Below are 18925 nucleotides of genomic sequence, written 5' to 3'. Positions count from 1 at the left end.
AACAGAAGGTAACAGAGGAAGGGGGAGTGTGAAGTCGGCGTTGCCGACTCCGTTCCCTCCGTTTGCTCCAGTTCCTTTGTTACCGCCGGAGCGGGTCGCGGCTGGCGGCGAGGGCCGAGGGGGATTCGTCGAGCGTCGACACACGAAGGGCCGTGATGTGCGGCTTGTTCAGCTCGGGGATGAAGCCACGCTGGCCGCTCACCCCGATCTGCCGGTTGATGAACGGCCGCAAGTTCACGCCGGGCGCCGGAGTGACGAACGCCATCACGACGCGATCGGCATTCACGAGCGCGTAAGGCGGCGCATTCGGCCGTTGCGAAACGACATTAATGAGCCGGCCGCTGGCATCGAACCGGTCGTTGCCCTCGACTTGCGCCAGCCCGATCGGCGGGCGCGTGTCGGCAACATTGATCGTCTGACTATTGCGGCGATCGGTGGCCGCCTGGACCTGTTGGATTGTATCGGCTCGCCGCTTAATGTCTTCGAACTTGGCGATTCGGTCGAGCAAGAGCCGCGCCTTGCCGCGCTCGAGCGCCGTTTGCGCGCGATCCAAGGCTGTCTCGGCGCGGCGATCGAGGTCGTCGAATTTCCAGACGCTCGGCTCCTCAACCACCATCGACGAGAGCGCGAGATCGATGGCGTCGATCTCCGCTTGGAACGCGTCCGCGGGAGGCGCCGCAGCCGGCTTGGCGGCGGAGCGCGTCGGGCCGTTTCGCCGCCAATCGCTAGCACGATCGCTGGCGGCCGTCAGCGCGACGTCGCGTTCGCCGCCACCGGGGTTGTCGCCGCGTGCGCCGGACGTTCGAAGTACATTGCCGCCATCGTCATCTCCCGCGTCCGGCGGATCGGTATCTTCCGTGTAATAACGCCCCGAGCGCACCGCCGACACGGCTCGAACCGGGCGATCCTCGCCCGACGGATCGCGGTCTGCGACGCTTCGGCTTCGATCCTCGGCGGGCCTGCGTTCCGGCATTGGCTGCTGTTCGTCCACAAATTTGCCGAACACCCAACGGAACTCGCCCGAGGGAGGTGCGATCTTGCACCACTGCTCCGATTGTCCGCCGGTGACGAGCGTTTTGACTTCGAGAATCTCGACCTCTTCGCCGCGATCGAGCCTGACCTGGATCACGTCACGGACGTCGCTGAAGCGGCTGCCGACGCGGCTGACCACTCGATCGCCGTTGGTCACCGCCAGATGATCTCGGGTCGGCTGCAATAGCTGGGCGGGGACCCAACTGAAGCTGCCGCGCGGCGGTCGGATGGCATACCAGCCCCCCGGGTCATGGCGATAGATCTCGACTGCGTCGCCGCGCGAAAGTTTTTCGGTCGGGTAGTAGTTCTTCCCGGGCCCGCTCCGGACATATACGTCGTCGGAATTCGCATACGCGGTATAAGGAAACTGGCCGTCTTCGGCCGCCGGGGCAAGGCCGGCCACGAGCCCGGCGCAACACGACCCGACGACAACGCCCAAGATGCGCATCGCACGGCTCCTGAGAAGAGAGAACGAGACGAGAATATGAGAAGAGGGCGCGACTTGTAGCGGAAACGGCGCGCGGGTTCAAGGGCAATCCTGCTCGGCAGCGTTGCTAGCAAGCTAGATTGACCGCCGGGGCGGAGTGCTTAGGATGGAAGAATAGTCTTTTTGCTTCCTCCCTTCAGTTCGCAATGGAATCGGCATGGAAAAGCGCAACGAGCCGCCTCGCAAACCGCCGGAAAAACGGACCCCTCCCTTCAGCCCCAACGTCGTCTGGTATCTATTGGCCGTGGGCGCCGTCGCCCTCGTTCTGGTCGTTTACTGGCAGCAAGATCGCTCGTATCACCTGTCGTACGACGATTTCGTCCGGCTAGTGCAAGATACGCGTCACGACAAGGACAAGGTAGTCGAAGTCAACGACCCCGCCGATGGCAAACTGATCCGCTATTCGAATCCGACTGATCTGGTAGTCGCCTCGCAGCGGGTCGAGGGCAAGATCACGCGGCAAGAGGTCGATTCCACGGACGACAAGCGAGTCGGTAAGGCGGCGGCGGGCACGGTGGTCTCATTCTTCGTCAACAAAAGCGAGAAAGACGACCTGAGCAAGATGCTGCAAGACGCGAAGCTTCGCGGATTCGATTATCCCGAAGGACCGACCGCGTGGAAGACGATCTGGTTGCCCTACCTTGCCGCCGGCGCGATCATCGTCGTGATCTTCTTCGTTCTTTTCCGCAAGATCGGCGGGGCTGGCTCGCCGATGGCGTTTGGCCGCAGCCGCGGCAAGATGTACGCCCAGGAGGACCTTGGCATCACGTTCGACGACATCGCCGGTATCGACGAGGCGGTCGAGGAACTCCGCGAAGTCGTGGAGTTCCTCCGCACGCCGGAAAAATATCAAACGCTCGGCGGACGGATTCCCAAGGGTGTGCTCTTGGTTGGGCCGCCCGGCACCGGGAAGACGCTCTTGGCCAAGGCGATCGCCGGCGAAGCGGGCGTGCCGTTCTTCGGCCTGTCGGGGTCCGATTTCGTCGAGATGTTCGTCGGCGTCGGCGCCGCGCGGGTCCGCGACATGTTTCAGCAGGCGGAGTCAAAAGCCCCTTGCATCATTTTCATCGACGAGCTGGATGCGCTCGGCAAAACCCGCGGCAGCAGCATCGTCGGCGGACATGACGAACGGGAGCAGACGCTCAATGCGCTGCTGGTCGAGATGGACGGCTTCGGCAGCAATAGCGGCGTGATCGTGATGGCCGCCACGAACCGGCCCGAGACGCTCGATCCCGCGCTGCTTCGCCCCGGGCGATTCGACCGGCACGTGCTGGTCGATCGGCCGGACGTTCGCGGGCGCGAAGACATCCTCAAGGTCCACGTGCAGAATGTCAAGCTCGATCCGGCGGTCAATGCGCGCGACATCGCCGGCCTGACGTCCGGATTCGTCGGCGCCGACCTGGCAAACCTGGTGAACGAAGCGGCGCTATTGGCGGCGCGCAAGGGGAAGAGCAGCGTCGGCATGGCCGAATTCAACGAGGGGATCGAGCGCGTGATGGCCGGGCTCGAAAAGCGAAAACGTGTGATTCATATCGAGGAAAAGCAGCGAGTCGCGTATCACGAAAGCGGCCACGCCCTGGTCGCCTATAGCCTTCCGAACACCGATCCAGTACACAAGGTGTCGATCATCCCCCGCGGCCTGGCGGCGCTCGGCTACACGATGCAGCGCCCCGACGACGATCGCTATCTGATGACGCAGAGCGAACTCGAATCGCGCATTCAAGTGCTGTTGGCCGGCACGATCACGGAGGAGATCATCTTCAACGATGTGTCCACCGGCGCGCAAAACGACTTGGAGCGGGCTAGCGAGATCGCCCGCAGCATGGTGATGGATTACGGCATGAGCCGGCTGGGACGGGTGAGCTATCGGGAGAGCAATCGCTCGCCATTCTTGACGGGCGCGGGGGCCGAGATGGCCCGCGGCTCGATGCATAGCGAGCAAACGGCCCGCGAGATCGATGAAGAGGTGCGGCGGATTGTCGATGATGCAATCGAGCAAGTCCGACGGCTATTGGAATCGCGGCGCCCCGCGCTCGAAGCGCTCACCAAGCGGCTCATGGAGCAAGAAGTGATCGACGGCCAGGAGATGCGGCAGATCATCGAAGAGACGTCGCCTGGCCCGTGGATCGTTCCCGGCACGACGGCCGACCGCAAACGTCACGCGATCGTCGAAGCCCCCGAGCCGCGCGAAGCGAGCGCGGCGGAAGGGTCGGTGTGAAGCCTATCGCAGGGGCGGGAGCTTGCGATATTGCAGCGTGTGAAAGATGGCCGTCGAGTTTTGCGTGCCGATGCCGATCTGATCGGGATTCGGAAGACGCATTCCACTGGGCAAACTGGTGAGTTGCGAAGTCTCGCCGCGGAAGCTCGTGAAATCGACGCCGTTGACGCGGACGCCGATTTCAACGGCCGTTCCGCTGGTGCGAACGGCCACATCGAGCAGATAGCGCTTGTTGTTCTCCAGCTTGGCCGGACGCGCGGTGGGGTTTCTGTTGCCGACTGCCCGCCCCTCGATCGTATCGATTCCTCCCCAGCGGCCCAGCGCGCCGAGCGTCACCCGACAGTGATCGCCATTGATTGGCAAGTAGAGCGCGACGTCCGCAGCGCCGGTCAAACGAGTGAATTTGGTCCGCACTTCGTAATTATTGCCGGCCTCCAGGGGAATCATCAGCGTGTCGTAGTAAGTGACGCCAGAACACTCCAGCCCGTCGGACCCCTTGCTCCATTTGCCAAAAACGGCGTTCTTTACCGGATCGACGAGCCGCAACAGGTTCGTCCATGTCTCAGCGGCTTTGGCATCAACCTCTTGAATCCGTTTTTCGACGCGAGTGCGTGCGATGCCACTGAGGCTCGGCAGGGCGGCTTCGTAGAGCGCCTTCGCGCGCAACCGGGCCTGCAGTTTTCCCGTATCCCACCAGCCATCGGCCAATTTGAGCTGGTCCGCCGCGGCCGAGGATCCCGACAGATCGAGCTTTGCCAATTCGGCCAGCGCCTTATCGCCTCCCTTGGCCAACATTGGCAAACCGGCGTCCCATTTGCCCTTGAAAAGACAATTGAATTTGCCGACTGCCAAGTTCGCCTGCGGATCGTCCGAATTGGCTTGGAGCGCCGCGATCGCCGATTTCAATCGATGGAATTCAGCTTCGGTCTCACCAACTTCACGCTGGTGGGCGGCCGTCTGCTTGTGAATCGCCGGATCGCATTTGAGCGCCAGGGCGGCGTTGAGCGCTCGCCTCGCCAATTCATAGCGATCGGCAGCGATTGCATCGTCGGCGAAGGCGTTCAGCTTGGCGGAGCAGTCCTCCGGTTCGGGGGCCGTCTTGACTCCCGCGACCAAGAGATCAAATCGCATTTCGAACGGATCGACGTCGTATTGCTCGGCCAGCTTACCGATGATCTCCGACGCGGTGTCGAAGTCGTCCTGCGCGGCAGCCAGGTCGCGGGCCATCCTGAGCAAAGCGAATTTGCTCACCGGATCGTCGTTGGTCCCCAAGGCGTCGACATATAGCTTCTTGGCCAACGCGGTTTTCTGGTCGGCGGTCGCGGCGCTCTTCAACTGGTCGAGATAGAGTTCGCGAATTGCTTTGGTGGCTTTCGCCAGAGCGGCATCGTCCGGAACGGCTAGCTTCGCAGGCTTCTCGTCGGGCGTTGTGGCTGGCTTGACGAGAGGTTTTTCGTCGCCGGCGATCGAGGAAGGTTTTGGCGCCGGCGTGGGCGTCGAAGCATCGGCCGAGTCGCTTGGTGCCGGTCGAATCGGATCGGGCGAGATCGAGCGGGAGGAGTCTGCAGCGATCGTCGATCGGCTGCCAGATAGCGGAACCCAAACCGGCACGAGTGGCGGGCAGCCTTCCAGCGTCATCATGATGGTCTTGGTCAAGACGCGAAACCCGGGGCGAACGATTCGGACCGTGTGCTGACCCGGCGGCAAGGGGAATTCGAGATCGGTTTGGTCGAGCGGCTTGACGACTCCATCGATTCTCAGTTCCGCTCCTTGCCGGTCGCCAATCGGCCACTCGAATCGAAGCGCCAGCGCCGATTGCCAGTCGAGGCTGACCGATTGCCGTTGCCGTGCGGCAGCCGTGATTGTGGCGGCAATCGGTTTGAATCCTGGCCGCGTCCCTTTCACCTTGTGCTGGCCCGGCCGGCAGGCGATTTCAAAATCACCGCTAGCCGTTAAAGGAACGGGCTGATCGTCGACCAGCAGCGTGAAAGCGGGTAGTCCTGCTGGCGATGAGTTGAAAACGAGGATTGCGGCGTTCTTCGGATCGTCCGGATCGGAATCGTTTGCGTTGACTGGACGCACGCCCCGCGAAGCGCGGTCGTCGGCCGGTGACTGGTCGTGCTGATACATCAGCACGTAACCGATTCCCAATGCGATCACCGCCAATAACGCAACCCCGGCGCTGATCCATGGACCCTTCGGCCTTGCCCGGCGAACCGACGATGGCCTGTGCAGCGGCGCACGCTCACCCAAATCGAGCGATGTCGGCGCGATCGCAGCCGCCGGGCGGCGCGTCACCTCGCTCGAAGGCGCCGGCCGCGGCGAAGTCCTTGGATCGGCTGCCGTTTGGAGCACCGGCGGGGATGGTCGCGCGGCCGCCATCGCTGACCGCAGCCTGGAATCGTATTCCTGTTTCGACTTCGAATTCAGCAGGCACACTCTGGCCGCGGCGACTTCATTGAGGAGCTTTTGCGAATGCCGCGCGTTCTTGCCCGTCTGGAACGTCCGCAAATGCGCCATCCGCTGATCGGCCATGTTGTCGATCACGTCGAGATTCGTCTCGAATTGCCGAATCCCCAACAGCCGATAATAGTTCGGCGGCTGCTCTTCCGGCGGAATCCCCAGCCACACATGATATGGATCGAACGTGTCGGCCATGCCTCTCTTCCCCTGGCGGCGAGCGACGTTGGGAACGCCTAACAAATCCGGCGGGGACTGTCCCCTTTTCCCAGTCGGATTGGTTAGGCGCTCATGGGCGATGGAAGCGGCAGCGCAATCGGGAAACAAGAATTCCACGGCTCGAATCCGGCAGCGCCAAACTGGCCCGCAGCGCGACGCGGAAGGAACCGGAACTGCCCCGCTCCCCATTGTGCAGTATCTCTGACGCGGCCGAGTACCGCAAGATTCCACGGCGTCCGATTAGTCTGGCGTCAAATCGAATGCTATCACGCCCGGCTCTTGGAATATCTCGGCTCGTAAAGCTGCACCTCGATTCCGCCGGGCATCTTGAAGTGCGTCACCAGACCGAACCCCTGATCGGAAACCGGCTCGGTGAACTCGACGCCACGAGCCTTCAAGTCGGCGACCGTCGTCGCGATGTCGTCGCAATAGAACGAGATGTCGTGGGTGCCCGCGTGGGCGCCGTCGCGGTCATCCGATGGATGGCAGCCCATATCGGCCTCGGGCAGATGGAAGATCAACCAGCCGCCTCCGACGTCGCTAAACGGAAAGCCGAGCTTGTCGCGCAGAAAGGCCCGCGTCGCATCCGCATCGGAGGAATAAAACATCGTGTGAACGCCGCGGATCATAGGTTCCTCTTATCGTCGTTCACTTCGACATCGGTGGCCAGGACCGCGCCTTTTTCAACCGCCGAAGAAATCATTCCAACTCTCCACCAATTGTTGTCGGCGCGCACCGCAGGTGCCAGACGGTTGGCAGCTTGTTCCGCACGCCGGGGACGATCTGGAGCACTGGCAACATGGCGCGATACAAGAATCCGCGACCGCCGGGATAGGGCGCTTCGTGAACGTCAGCGATATTCGGGTGCCACGATTTTATCGTGTCCCGCTCGTTGCGGTCGAAGCCCCACGGCATGGGCGGGGTTCTGTAATGGGGTGTTAGCTGCCAGCCTTTCAAGCTCTTGCGCGACGCCCACCGCGGTATGGTATCGAATGCCATCTCGGCGAGTGGAAATTGCGCGGCAATCCCAGCGACGAGCGTTTGGACTTCGTCGGGCTGGAAGTACATCAGCAGTCCTGCCATCGTAACGAAAACGCCGCGTGCCGGATCGACTGCCTCCATCCAGCGGAAATCCAATGCCGAACAGGCAAGATTACGGTGCCGATCTGTGTCAGGGACGAAACGGCTTCGCACCGCGATCGCCGCGGGAAGGTCCACGGACAGCCAGCGAACATTACCGTTATCGACACGGAAGACCTGCGTTTCCAAGCCCTCTCCCAACGCCACGACTTGGCCGTTGGGATGCTTTGCCAGCCACTGCCGCAGCAATCCATCGATGCACAAGGCGCGCAGCACGTGGCCGAAATTCGGCTTGCGAAAGCTGCGTGCATAGTCGTACTCGATCGCATCCGCGATCCGCACGGCCTGTGGATCGATCAGGCGAGCGTCAGGCCGCCGCGTTTCGGCCGCCCGCCCATACAGAGGCCACAGCATCGTTTCCGGGATCCCGGTTAGATCGGCGACCGGAACCTTTTCAGCCATCGAAGCGATCTCTATTGATTGGTCGCTACTACCGATATGACACTGCGATGGATCAGATTCGCCGTCGTCTCTCGCTCAGCGGCGGCAAGCCGATTTGTTCGCGGATCGTCTCGGCTTCCGCAGAGACTTGGTCGGCCTGACTCGTGCGGCCGGCTGCATGCAGAGCTTGACCATACGCCCAAAGCGTTTTCGCCAACGCGTTCTGCGTGTAGACACCCGTCACTTGCGGCGTTGCCGCCACGCGACGCCGATGCCGTATCGCGCCCTCCCAAGCTTCGGCGGCGAACGAATCACCTTGTGCTGCCTGGATCCTCGCTTTGATCGACCACCAGCTTCCGAGTGCAGAATGCGCGCCGGCGGCCATTTGGCTCGCGGACCACGGCTCAAGGTATTGCCATGCGGCATCGAGGTCAACTCCCGCAGCGCGTTGATCCCTCGAAGCCATGCGGCAATTTGCGCGAAGAACGAGGCAACGACCGCGACGTAGGTCATGCATCGTGCCGCTCTCGACCAACCGCAGGGCCTCGTCGGCAGCGGTCAAGGCCTCCGACGCCAGATTGAAGTAAAGCTCGCACGCGGCCTGCTGCTCAAGCGCCATGCTCAAAAGCATCGCCAGGTTGGCGTTGCGCGCGGCACCAGTTGCCGCCCGGGCTAACTCAATCGCCTTGGCCTCGTTGTCGAGCAACGCATGTAGGCCGGACAGGTTGGACAGGGCTTTGTATTGGCGCGCTTCGGTGCCTGATAGAATGGCTCTATCAAGCGCCTGCTGGTACGCCGCCTCGGCCCCCTGCCAATCGCCGGCGCCCTCGCACCGATCCGCTTCCATTTGCAACATCAAATCCGGATCGGGGTTCTCGGACGCCATCTTTTCAAGATGTGCGAAGAGTTCCTCGACGATCAAATCGTGCTCCGAAACTCGCCCGTCCTCAATCGAGTTGAAGCCTTCCTTAATGAGCGGCAATAGCTCAGGGTCAGGTTTGTATCCATTTTGCCGCTGAGACATCCGAGCATCCTCAATTGCACAAGCATTCGACGAGACTAAGCTTTTCTCAATTGATCCTTCTACTTGCGATGCCGCCAATAGCCGGGCCGCCGCTTTGCGTGAGCCACGGCGATGACGCACAAGCGATGAGGATCGATTCGAAAGACGATTTGAAAGGGGAATCGTTCCACGGATCACGCTCGTTTACTCTTTCCAACAATCGCGAATCGCAACGGATCGCTCGCGATTTTTTCAAGAGTTCGTTCCACAGCAATCGCGAAACGTTGCGCCACGCTAGGGCTCTGTTCGAGATACCAATCCGCCGCCTCGCTCAGTTCGAGAGTGGCATCGGGATGAAAGTCAATCCGCACGGTCCAACCCGACCTTCTTGAACAGATCTTCCCGGACCCGCTCCCAGGCGATCGGCGAAACGGCGCCGGAATCAATCTCGGCAGATCTTCGCTCAATCTCGGCCAGCCATTCTGGCGACAGTGGCGGCGCACAATCGTCCGGGACGGTCGAGGCCAAGGCGTCGATCAAGCGGAGTCGGTCGGCAATCGGAAGTTGCGATGCGGCAGAAAGGATCGAATCGAATTGCGTCATGGGCAAAACCTCCGCCTCAATTCTAGCTGGGCGAACAGAAAAAATCACTGCGGCGATTTTCAGGCCGAATCGATGCGCACTTTCCCGTCGATCAGCGCCTGTCCCGGGCCCTATTTCCCTTCCTGCTCTCCTGGCTTTCTCATAAAATCCTCCTTCGCATAAGCCGCGAAGTCATCGGCGATGTGGGCCGTTTTCTCGTCGCCGCGGTGGAGGACTACACGGAAGCGGAGGGTGAAGGATTTGCCCTGCTCGATCGTGTACGGGCCGCCGGGGCCGGACGAGGCGCCGAACCCCTTTTGCCCGAATGGATTGGCGGCGAACAGGCCGTAAGGGCGCACGTGCCAGCGATTCGGATAGCGCAAGCTCGAAGGATGATTGAGAATGGCGATGCCGACTTCCTCGCCATCGATTGGCCCGTGATAATCGACCCAGGCGGCCGGCTGGCCCCAAGTGGCTGCGTCCGTCTGTCCCTCGCTATTGATGATCCGGCCTCCTTTCTTGGTGTCGACCGCCATCGAATGCGCCACGCGCATGCCGAAGCTTCCTTCCTTCGTGTCGCCGAAGGTGAGCGGCCCTTCGCTGGCCGTGACCACCACCGAAAAGTCGATGAGCCGTTGGTCGCCGTCGAGGCGGAATACGAATTTCCGCTCGTCTTCGCACATTTTCTTTTGGTCCGGCGTGATCCAGTCGTTGCGCGTGACGATTCGAGCGTCGTCGCCGCCGCGCACTTCGAGAAAATCGCGATGCCGGATCGAGCCGGCCTTAGCGGTCTCTTCCCAGAAGCTGACGCCGTTCACTTCGCCATGCGTGAACCAGAGCGAGCGTTGATGCGGATGGTCGGTCGCTTCTCCTTTGCCCTTCTCCATCGGATAAGCGCGGGTCATCGGCTTGCCGGTCGGCCCGACAATCGGCCAGAGAATCGGCTTCGTGGCCGAGCGGATCAAATACTCGGTGAACAATTGCCCACCGATCTTAACGGTCACTCCGCGATCGGTTTTCTCGGCGGTGAACGTCGCCGAGCGAGCCGAAACAACCGTGAGAACAACGGCGGCGCAAGATAGGGTGGAGATGTAGCGCATGGTGAAAGTACGAAGTACAAAGGACGAAAGACGCGGGCGGCGGAACAGATTATAGCTCCGTGAAAAGGCCGGCGAAAGCAGCGGCGGCCGAAAGCGAGCGGGTACGGCAAGACAGGCTTGAAGGGCCAGGGCATGGCAAGGTGACCGGGTGACAAGGTGACAAGTTTCGCGCGAACGCGGCACCTCACCATGTCGCCTTGTCACCACTTCATACATCGTCCGCAATGGCGGCCGACCGAGACATCAGCGCTTCGCGTCGGCCGTGCTCGTGCGCAGGTACTGCTCGAGCGGCACCTGGGTGAAGGTCACCAGTTCCTCGTCCGCCTCGCTGATCCTTTGCAGGTCGGATTCGAGGAGCCGCCAGGCGACGGAGTGCTCGCTGTGCATGGTGGTCGTCTTGCCGCCGAACCGCTGACGGGCCGGCATCGTCACTTGCACGCGCTCGGGAATCAGTTGCGTCTTGAACAATACGGCGTTGATCGCCAACCGCGGAAACGGCGGCACGCTGCCGGGGTTCGTCAGCGCGTTGAGCCGGGAGTAGGAATCGGCGAATTCAAGGTATTGCTGCGCGACGGTTTCCGTGTTGGCCTTGATCGTGGCCACGCGGTAGTTGATGAACTGGCTGCTGAAAACCAGCTCGCCGGCTGGGTCGAGCGATTGATCGAATCGCGGATCGGCCGCAAACTTGAGAAACGGATCGGTCTGTCGGCCGGCCCAAACCTTCAACTCCTCGCTAAAGGCCGTGAGACGATCGGTCTTGATCTCCGTCCGCACTTTTCTGACCGGATCGAGCAAGATCACGCGGCCGCGCGGCTTGTCGAACACGGTCGTCTCGCCGGGCTTCGTGAGAAAGTCGTAAATCTGTCCGCCGCGGAACAGAGTCAAAGTTTCGCTCGACGGTTCGGTCTCCTTGCCGACGAAGATTTTCGACTCGATCCGAAAGTCATCGGCCCGAACCCAACTAGGGACAACCGTCAAGAGAGCCGCGAATGTCAGCTGAGACGCAAGGAGCAAGTAAGATTTCTTCATAAGTCACACGCGACGGGGGATTGGACAGCGAACCAGTCCGAATAGCAATCTCGGGGCGCGAAAAGTAGTGGAATTCGCAGGGCATGTAAAGATAGGTTCGGAGAATTGGGCAAGAGCCCGCGAGGCGCACAACGCCCGCCCAGCGAATGACATATCAGAATGAACAGGAGCAATCGGAGGATTCGCTTTGGAATTTACGCTCTCTGTTCTCTCCGTTTCCGCCTGCTCCAAAAACCAATCGCCGCAAGTGACGCGCACGCTAGCAGGCAGACGGCCGACGGCAAATCGCCGAAATCCAGGTAGAAGCTGCCGCGGGGATCGCGCGCGACGTCGGCGATGATGATGCCTTCCGCGCGCCGCGGGGCTTGTTGAATGATGCGGCCCGACGAGTCAATCCAGGCTGAGAAGCCCGTATTGGCCGCGATCAGCACCGGCTTGCGGCATTCGATGGCCCGGAACACGGCGCACATCAGGTGCAGATCGAGTTCGCTGGAGCCCCAGAACCAACCGTCGTTCGTGAGATTCACCAGCACGTCAGGCTCCGCGCCGCGCTCGCGCGGCTCGATCACCTGCCGGCGAATGAGATGCGGAATGGTCGTCTCATAACAAATGCTCGGGGCGAATCGCAGGCCGTGAATCTCCTCGGCAAGCGGCTCTTTGCCGGGCGTCAGACCGCCGGGCAGCGGCGTGAGGTGATACAGGAACGGAAACATTTCGGCAAACGGCACGAACTCGCCGAACATCACCAGGTGCATCTTGTCGTAATGCCCGAGTTGCCGGCCATCGGCGGCGACGAACAGGCCGGAGTTGAAATGCTCGCTCCGCCCGTCGGTGAGCCAGTGCAAGCGGTCGATTCCCAAGAGCAGCGGCGCGCCGAGATCGCGCGCAGTGGCCTTAATGAGCGCATTGACCTCGGCAACCCGGTCGTTGAAGTCCTGCAGCGACACTCCCTCGGACGGCTTAGCGCCCTGCGCCAGCGAGCAGAGCGTCACGCGGAACATCGTTTCCGGCCAGACGATCAGATCGAGCGGTCGGCCGGAGTCGCGAGCCGCCTGATTGATGGCTGAGTGCGATAGGCGCATGTAGTCGTTATAGATTTGCTGCGCCGCGCTCGGATCGAGCTTCATCGTGATGTCGATCGAACCTTGGATCAGCGCCACGCGAGCGGTCGGCCCTCCGGTCGCGGCAGTGGACTCGGCCAAACGATGGTGTCCGTAGGCGAGCGTAACCGCGAGCATCGCCGCCAGGGGCGCCAACGGCCAGATTGCGAGGCGGCGGCAGTCCCAGGGGAACATTCGGGCGATGCAAGCGGCGCCGAGAATCACCAGTCCGCCAACGCCGTAGCCGCTAATGATGTCGGCGATTTGAATGAACGCCAGCCAGCGAAATTGTGTATGGCCAAGGCTCCCCATCGTGAAGCCGCTCAAGAGATGCCCCTTGGCTAATTCCAATCCGGTGAACACGATCGGCGCGGCGACGACGATCGAGATCCCCAGCCGATGCACTGCGACTCGCGTCAGCCCGACGAACACCGGAATATAGAAGGCCAGATAAAACGACAGAGCGATCCAGCCGAAGCTCGTTGCCCAATGCGGCAACCGCAGCCAGTGAAGCGCGCCGATCCAGAACACGAACCCGGCCAGCCACAGCGCGCCGTATGGGCGGCGGCCAGTTAGCCGCTCTTGCCGCACCAAGAGCAGCCACGGAACCGGCGCAATCCACGCCAGCGGCCAAAGATCAAGCGGCGGCAACGCGGCCCACATCAGTAGGCTGCCCGCGAGGGCGGGCAGGAGGCCGGAGCACAGAGGCCAAGAGCCAGGACAGGGCCGCCCCGCGGGTGGCGAATCGGGAGAGGCAGCAATTTCCAAGAGATTTTGGCGATTCAAAAAACGGCTCCCTCCGCTTGCGCGTCCCCTGGCCTCTGGCCTCCAGCCTCTGGCCCCTATTCCACTTTCTCCCCTGTCACGTGATAGATCGAAATGGCGTTGCCGCCGGGACCTTCCACCTCGCGAATGTTGAAGGTCCCTTCGACCGCGATCGGGGAGACTGTGTAGTCGGTCGTCACGCCCGGCCGGAGGTCAACGATCATCGAATCGTAAATCGCTGCTCCAGGGCCGAAACAGCAGGCCATGTTGTCGCGCACCAATACGAAATGCGCCAACCCCGTCTGCTGAAACGGCGGGAGAATGTAACCGCGAATGCGAATCCGGCTGCCGTCCAGTTTTTCGATCGCCGGGGTGATTAAGGTCCGCTTGAACGGGTCCCCCTTTTTCAGGTTTAGCTTCACCGCGTCGAACGAAATGTCGCGAATCGCTTGCGGTCGAACCGGAGTCGGAGCGGCCTGGCCGGTCTGCGGAGCGCCGGTTCGGGGGACCGCCTGATCGGATGCGCCGGATGGGATGGCCGAGCCGGATCGATCAGCGGGTTCGGAGACCGGCCGAGATGCCGCCGGCAACCTCGAATCCTGACAACCGGCGACGCAGACGATCAACGACGCAAGAGCGATGTTTGCCGCCAAGACCAGCCTGAGAAGCGGGATCGGAAAAGAGCCGCGTCCCCTTTCTTTGGTTTTGGCGTTCATCGCAGTTCGGCCTGATCCAGGTGATAATAAACGGCGCCGATCCCGCCGGGAGCCCGGCTCGGCGTGACGCGGAACACGCCGGACACGCGGGCGATCTGCTTCGTATACATCATCCCTCCCGCGGAGGCCAGATCGACCACGATCCGATCGGTGATCTTCGGATTGCCGCCGAAGCAGCAGGTGCCGGCATCGCGCACGAGCACGAATTTCTTGATCCCCTCGCTCTGACTGCCGGCGAAAACAAAGCCCTTGATGAAGATCTTTTTGCCATTGAGATCGATCGCCGATTTCGGGACCGGTTCGCCGAGCACGTTGGGGTTCGGCTGCAACTCGTCGTAGCTAATCCACTGATATCCGGGCGGGACTTGGCTCATCTCGTCGTAATAAACCCATGTCGGCCCGGCGAACAAGAGCACGCTTGACAGGCCAATTCCACATGCGGCCAGGCCCCTGCCGGTCAGTTCGCCAGCCCGAGCGCGAATCTGCCGCAGGGCAATGATGCCCCAGATGACTCCGACCGCGGGCACGACGACGAGCCAATAGTCCATCAGTGCCGAGAGCGACAGCAATCCGAAAACGAGCGCGACCACCGCTGCCGAGCAAAGCGCGCGATACTGCTCGGGTTCCTGCTCGACAAGCTCGGCCTGGATTCGCTCGCCAACGTCTACATCAGTGCTCATAACATCCGCTCAACTGTCCGTAGCTGAATTCGCCAGAATTCAGTCGTCGTAGCCACACCGTCGATCCCGGAATTCTGACGAATTCCGCTACAGTCAATTTCATTTTCCCGAACGCGTCGTTTCCGATTTCGCCCTTGGACCGCGGGCGACGAGCAGCAAGATGAACGCCCCCAGGACGGCCGCCGGAACGATGATGTACCACGAGCGGGATTCGAGCGCCGAGGAATCGCTCCTCTTTTCAGACTGAGCGGCAACCGCCGGCGCCGCCGCGGACGGTTCGGGCTTGGCTTGCGCCGGGGTAGATGAATCGGCCGTCGCATTTGCGGCCGGCTTCGGCGTGCTGGAATTGTTCGACTGCGAGTTGCCGGCGCCCGCTTTGGCTTTTTCCGACGTGGCTCGAGTCGCTGCCGCGGGAGGCTGGCCAGATGGATCCTGGACCTCCGGCCCGATCGGATACAGCGTCTCGGATTGACGGACCGATTTCGGATCGATCTTCCGCAATTCGGCGATGTAGTCTTTCGCCTTTGGCAACGGGCAGGCCCGCAAATAGTTGACCACTGGCACGCGCACCCAGCTCGTCACTTCCGAATCCTTGCTCTTGAACAACTCGACGATCCGGTCCATGACGCTCCAATCCTGCCAGCGGGCCAGGTCCATGATCGCTTGATCGGCCACCCGCGGATGATCGAGCACCAGCCGCATCGACTGCACGATCCGCGGCAGGGGGATCGGCGCGTCCTTCTCCTGCCCGAGAATCCGCAGCGCCATCACGACCGAATAGATGTCGGTGTATTCGTCGGTCTCTTTCTTGAGAAACATGTCTTCGATGAACGGCAGCCCGTCCGCGCCGCGGAGCACCAAATAACAGGCGACGGTCGCGTCGAGCCCGGCCTTGAATTTCGGGTCCTTCGCGCGGAGCAACTCTTCCAGCATCGGCAGATCGTTGGCGCTGCCGCAAACGCCGAGCATCGTCAGATACAAGCGGCGGCGGCTGGGCTTTTCGTCCGGGTCCTGAATGCGCTTGACCAACGTGTCGTGCGGCATCAGGTCTTTGATCGATTTGAGGGCCGCGTACGGGGCCAACGCGAATTCATCGTAGGCGTCGCTGTCGAGCAACTCCTCTTTGTCTCCCAGGTAGCTCATCAAATACGGCAACCGCTTCGACCAATCGTCGGGCAACTTCATCAGCTCGGCGAGATACTTGTGGCTGCGCGGAGTCAGCGCGACCGGCGGCGTCCAAGCGATGACCGGCGGCTGCGCGCCCTCGATGAGAAATTCAGTGCCGATGGGCTTGTCGTCGAAATAGACGACCTCGATTTGCTTTTCGCCGACCACCAGATCCGCGCCTTTGAGCACCTCGACGATTTCAAATTTGGCCGTCGGCGGGTCGATGTTCAGTTCGCCCTCTTTCGATTCGGCCCGTTTCGGAATTACCACGAGCTTCGCGATCACCGCCACGTCGACGGCCTTGATCTCTTGGGCAAACGTCGATTTCACCGCCCCGCAGAAAGGGCACGCCCGAGCCGCAATTGGAAATGCAGACAACAGCCCGACTAGCGCGAAACCAGTGGCCGTCAATCTATTCCATCGTGTCATATCCGATTCTCCTTTTGCGGCTCACGGAGTCGCCGTGAGCGCTTTGCCAACGTCGGTCCTATAAGCGGCCAGCGCCGGTAGATATCCCACCAGCGATGCCAGGGCGACCAGCCCAGGTATTAAAACTAACTCATACGGAGCAAACTGCAAGAACGCGACCGCCACTCCAGTATAGTCGGTAATGATCGGCGCCGCCGCGCCAACGAGTAAGTGCCCCGCGAACCAACCCAGCAGACCGCCCCCCAGCGCCAGCAGGATCGACTCCAGGAGCACGATGAACATCACCGTGACTGGCCGCGCCCCCAGCGCACGCATCACGGCAATCTCGTGCCGCCGCTCACTCATGGAATTATAGATGCTCACCATGATTCCGACACCGGCCACAATCACGATCAGCACGCTAAGCACCAGCATCAGCATCTGCGTGGGGCGGATGAAAGTGTCGTTCAGCACGCTGATTTCGCGGATCGGCTGGATTGCCTGGGCGGTGAAGTCCTTGTTGACCGCCTTCATCAGGTCGGGCGCCACCAGCTCGGCGGGCGCGCCCCCCACGCTGGCATTGCGGATCAAGATGGCCGTGACTTCCCGCTGATCCTCGGGCAGCGGCTCCTTGAGCACTTCGGCTGAGTTGTCTTCGCCGGGTTTTGCCGGCGCTTCCTCGACGTGCCCGCGAGCGTGATCGGGAATCAAGAAGAACCCTTCCATATTCACGAACGCCGCCCGATCGTTCGGCGTGCCCATTCGCTTTAGAACGCCCACAATCGTGAAGGCGTTGTGGAAATCCCCGCCGACGCCGTGCTGGGGCTTGAATTTGTCTCCCTTGTGCAGGTTCAAATGCTTGGCAACCTCGGCTCCAACGACTGCGGTCTCGAATTCGTTCTGCTTGAAGTTCTCTCCCTCGGAGAAGAGGTTTTCGTCGTCGCTCTTCTTCAGCAGCTTCCTGAACATCTCGGGCGTGGTCCCCACCACGCGATATTGACCGCTCTCGCCGACCACGTCCCCCAGGCAGACCGGTATCGCCAGCTCGACGTAGTCGGAGTATTTGCCCGGCTTGCCATCCTTATGTGCGGCGGCGGGGAGAAACTGCTTGTAATAATCCCAGGGGATGTTTTCGATCGGCCGGTTGAGATAGTAGACCGTGTTTAGGAGCAGATCCAACCGGCCTCCCTTGGCGCCGACGATCATGTTGTAGCCCAGCCCATTGCCCGACTGAAATGAGTTCTTAACTACGACCCCCACGACGAGCACGGTAACGACGAGCGTCACCCCCAGTGCCATCGAAAGCCCCGTCAACGCGGAGGAGAGCGACCGCTGCTGAATACTGCGCCAGGCGATTTTCCAGAGCGACATAACAAGGACGAAGTACGAAGGGCGAAGTGCGAAGTGCGAATAATACGTTTAGCCGCGAGCTGAAGGCGAGCGCGTGGCGTCGCCCGACGCGACGCCGTTCGTAAGCGCACGGTTGAAATCCTCCAAATTGTCCACGCGCGGAAACTGCCGGGCAACCTCTGGCGTGTGCGTCACCAGCACGAGCGCGACGTTTTCTTCATGGCATGTCTCGCGGATCAGATCGATGATCTGCTGTTGATGGCGAGTATCGACGTTCGCCGTCGGCTCGTCGGCCAAGAGCAGCTTCGGCCGGTTCGCCAAGGCCCGAGCCACGGCCACTCGCTGCTGCTCGCCCACCGAGAGCATCGACGGCTTGTGCTTTATCCGGTGCCCCAGCCCGACTCGCTCGAGCAAATGCCGGCCGCGAGCGACATCCGGTTTGCCGGTGGCGAAGGCCATCCCCAGCAGCACGTTTTCCAGCGCCGAAAAACCCGGCAGTAGATTGAACGTCTGGAAGATGTATCCCAGCTTATCGGCTCGAAACCGATCGCGCGCCGTTTCCGGCAGCCGACCAATATCGAGCCCGTCGATCTCGATCTTGCCTTGATCGGCCCGCGTGATGCCCGAGATGATGTGCAGCAGCGTCGACTTTCCGCATCCGCTTCGGCCGACTAAAACCGCCTGCTCCCCCGCCGCGACCTCAAACAGCTCGATATCGAGAATCGGCAATATGTCGCCTTCCGGTTCGCGGAACGATTTCTTGACGTTTTGAAGGCGCAGCATGCTCGGAAGTAGCGAAGGGCTTGCTTGGGATTTCAACTATGGGCTTACCGACGAGCCGCGCGCCGCGAAGCCCGCTCCCGTCAATCGCCCGCGACGGAACCGCTTCGATAATAACACGTTAGAGTCGCGAGACAAGAGCAATTCCATTGCATCTACGGCACCGTCGGCCAATCATCCCTGTTGGCCCTGAACCGGACATTCTACGGCCCGAACCTTTACTGGGTTCGGCGTCTCTACTGCACTGCGCTCGCAATGAACATAGATTGTCGATCTGATAGTAGGGCGGCGTTGTAACCGGCCAATTG

15 protein-coding genes are annotated in these 18925 nt (G+C 61.4%); 1 reads left to right on the top strand and 14 read right to left on the bottom strand.

Annotated elements, in window-relative coordinates:
* Positions 1-79 precede the first annotated feature (79 nt).
* Positions 80-1480, bottom strand: coding sequence for an SH3 domain-containing protein (locus VGY55_08845; GenBank protein ID HEV2970085.1), 1401 nt, complete (start codon positions 1478-1480; stop codon positions 80-82).
* A 196-nt stretch (positions 1481-1676) separates the two neighbouring features.
* On the opposite strand from VGY55_08845, the gene ftsH reads away from it, so the two are divergent.
* A complete protein-coding gene (gene ftsH, locus VGY55_08840; GenBank protein ID HEV2970084.1) occupies positions 1677-3737 on the top strand; it encodes an ATP-dependent zinc metalloprotease FtsH in 2061 nt (686 codons plus the stop codon).
* Between the two features lie 3 nt (positions 3738-3740).
* Here the strand turns inward: ftsH and VGY55_08835 are convergent, their stop codons facing one another.
* The 13 genes from VGY55_08835 to VGY55_08775 form a co-directional block, all read right to left on the bottom strand.
* The gene (locus VGY55_08835) at positions 3741-6533 is read right to left on the bottom strand and encodes a hypothetical protein (protein HEV2970083.1); all 2793 of its coding nucleotides are present in this window, start codon (positions 6531-6533) and stop codon (positions 3741-3743) included.
* Between the two features lie 149 nt (positions 6534-6682).
* On the bottom strand, positions 6683-7045 hold the full coding sequence (locus VGY55_08830) for a VOC family protein (protein HEV2970082.1): 363 nt from the start codon (positions 7043-7045) through the stop codon (positions 6683-6685).
* 70 nt (positions 7046-7115) lie between these two features.
* Entirely contained in the window at positions 7116-7958 is an 843-nt protein-coding gene (locus tag VGY55_08825; GenBank protein ID HEV2970081.1) for a class I SAM-dependent methyltransferase, read from the bottom strand.
* A 52-nt stretch (positions 7959-8010) separates the two neighbouring features.
* Positions 8011-8961 carry a hypothetical protein gene (locus tag VGY55_08820; protein HEV2970080.1) on the bottom strand — a complete coding sequence of 317 codons (951 nt, stop codon included), beginning with the start codon at positions 8959-8961 and terminating at the stop codon, positions 8011-8013.
* Between the two features lie 339 nt (positions 8962-9300).
* Positions 9301-9543 carry an addiction module protein gene (locus VGY55_08815; protein ID HEV2970079.1) on the bottom strand — a complete coding sequence of 81 codons (243 nt, stop codon included), beginning with the start codon at positions 9541-9543 and terminating at the stop codon, positions 9301-9303.
* 110 nt (positions 9544-9653) lie between these two features.
* Complete coding sequence (locus VGY55_08810; protein ID HEV2970078.1) at positions 9654-10622, bottom strand: PmoA family protein; 969 nt, start codon at positions 10620-10622, stop codon at positions 9654-9656.
* A 243-nt stretch (positions 10623-10865) separates the two neighbouring features.
* The gene (locus tag VGY55_08805; protein HEV2970077.1) at positions 10866-11651 is read right to left on the bottom strand and encodes a hypothetical protein; all 786 of its coding nucleotides are present in this window, start codon (positions 11649-11651) and stop codon (positions 10866-10868) included.
* A gap of 194 nt (positions 11652-11845) precedes the next feature.
* Positions 11846-13414, bottom strand: a complete 1569-nt coding sequence (gene lnt / locus VGY55_08800) for an apolipoprotein N-acyltransferase (GenBank protein HEV2970076.1) — start codon at positions 13412-13414, stop codon at positions 11846-11848.
* A gap of 179 nt (positions 13415-13593) precedes the next feature.
* A complete protein-coding gene (locus tag VGY55_08795) occupies positions 13594-14232 on the bottom strand; it encodes a DUF3299 domain-containing protein (GenBank protein HEV2970075.1) in 639 nt (212 codons plus the stop codon).
* Positions 14229-14912: a DUF4190 domain-containing protein gene (locus VGY55_08790; protein HEV2970074.1), complete on the bottom strand. Its 684-nt coding sequence runs from the start codon at positions 14910-14912 to the stop codon at positions 14229-14231. Before VGY55_08790 ends, VGY55_08795 begins: the two co-directional genes overlap by 4 nt.
* 99 nt (positions 14913-15011) lie before the next feature.
* Entirely contained in the window at positions 15012-16508 is a 1497-nt protein-coding gene (locus VGY55_08785; protein ID HEV2970073.1) for a hypothetical protein, read from the bottom strand.
* 21 nt (positions 16509-16529) lie between these two features.
* Complete coding sequence (locus tag VGY55_08780) at positions 16530-17858, bottom strand: FtsX-like permease family protein (protein ID HEV2970072.1); 1329 nt, start codon at positions 17856-17858, stop codon at positions 16530-16532.
* Positions 17859-17906: 48 nt separating this feature from the next.
* Positions 17907-18620 (bottom strand): ABC transporter ATP-binding protein, encoded by a 714-nt coding sequence (locus tag VGY55_08775; GenBank protein HEV2970071.1) that lies wholly within the window; start codon positions 18618-18620, stop codon positions 17907-17909.
* Positions 18621-18925: the final 305 nt, after the last annotated feature.

It is taken from the genome of Pirellulales bacterium, from assembly GCA_035939775.1.
GTDB lineage: Bacteria > Planctomycetota > Planctomycetia > Pirellulales > DATAWG01 > DASZFO01.
This window is presented reverse-complemented; position numbering and strand designations above follow the sequence as displayed.

Bases quoted from the DNA above. Each gene is read 5' to 3' on its own strand.
- VGY55_08845 (HEV2970085.1), bottom strand. From the start codon at position 1,480: ATGCGCATCTTGGGCGTTGTCGTCGGGTCGTGTTGCGCCGGGCTCGTG.
- ftsH (HEV2970084.1), top strand. From the start codon at position 1,677: ATGGAAAAGCGCAACGAGCCGCCTCGCAAACCGCCGGAAAAACGGACC.
- VGY55_08830 (HEV2970082.1), bottom strand. From the start codon at position 7,045: ATGATCCGCGGCGTTCACACGATGTTTTATTCCTCCGATGCGGATGCG.
- VGY55_08825 (HEV2970081.1), bottom strand. From the start codon at position 7,958: ATGGCTGAAAAGGTTCCGGTCGCCGATCTAACCGGGATCCCGGAAACG.
- VGY55_08820 (HEV2970080.1), bottom strand. From the start codon at position 8,961: ATGTCTCAGCGGCAAAATGGATACAAACCTGACCCTGAGCTATTGCCG.
- VGY55_08815 (HEV2970079.1), bottom strand. From the start codon at position 9,543: ATGACGCAATTCGATTCGATCCTTTCTGCCGCATCGCAACTTCCGATT.
- VGY55_08810 (HEV2970078.1), bottom strand. From the start codon at position 10,622: ATGCGCTACATCTCCACCCTATCTTGCGCCGCCGTTGTTCTCACGGTT.
- VGY55_08805 (HEV2970077.1), bottom strand. From the start codon at position 11,651: ATGAAGAAATCTTACTTGCTCCTTGCGTCTCAGCTGACATTCGCGGCT.
- lnt (HEV2970076.1), bottom strand. From the start codon at position 13,414: ATGTGGGCCGCGTTGCCGCCGCTTGATCTTTGGCCGCTGGCGTGGATT.
- VGY55_08795 (HEV2970075.1), bottom strand. From the start codon at position 14,232: ATGAACGCCAAAACCAAAGAAAGGGGACGCGGCTCTTTTCCGATCCCG.
- VGY55_08790 (HEV2970074.1), bottom strand. From the start codon at position 14,912: ATGAGCACTGATGTAGACGTTGGCGAGCGAATCCAGGCCGAGCTTGTC.
- VGY55_08785 (HEV2970073.1), bottom strand. From the start codon at position 16,508: ATGACACGATGGAATAGATTGACGGCCACTGGTTTCGCGCTAGTCGGG.
- VGY55_08780 (HEV2970072.1), bottom strand. From the start codon at position 17,858: ATGTCGCTCTGGAAAATCGCCTGGCGCAGTATTCAGCAGCGGTCGCTC.
- VGY55_08775 (HEV2970071.1), bottom strand. From the start codon at position 18,620: ATGCTGCGCCTTCAAAACGTCAAGAAATCGTTCCGCGAACCGGAAGGC.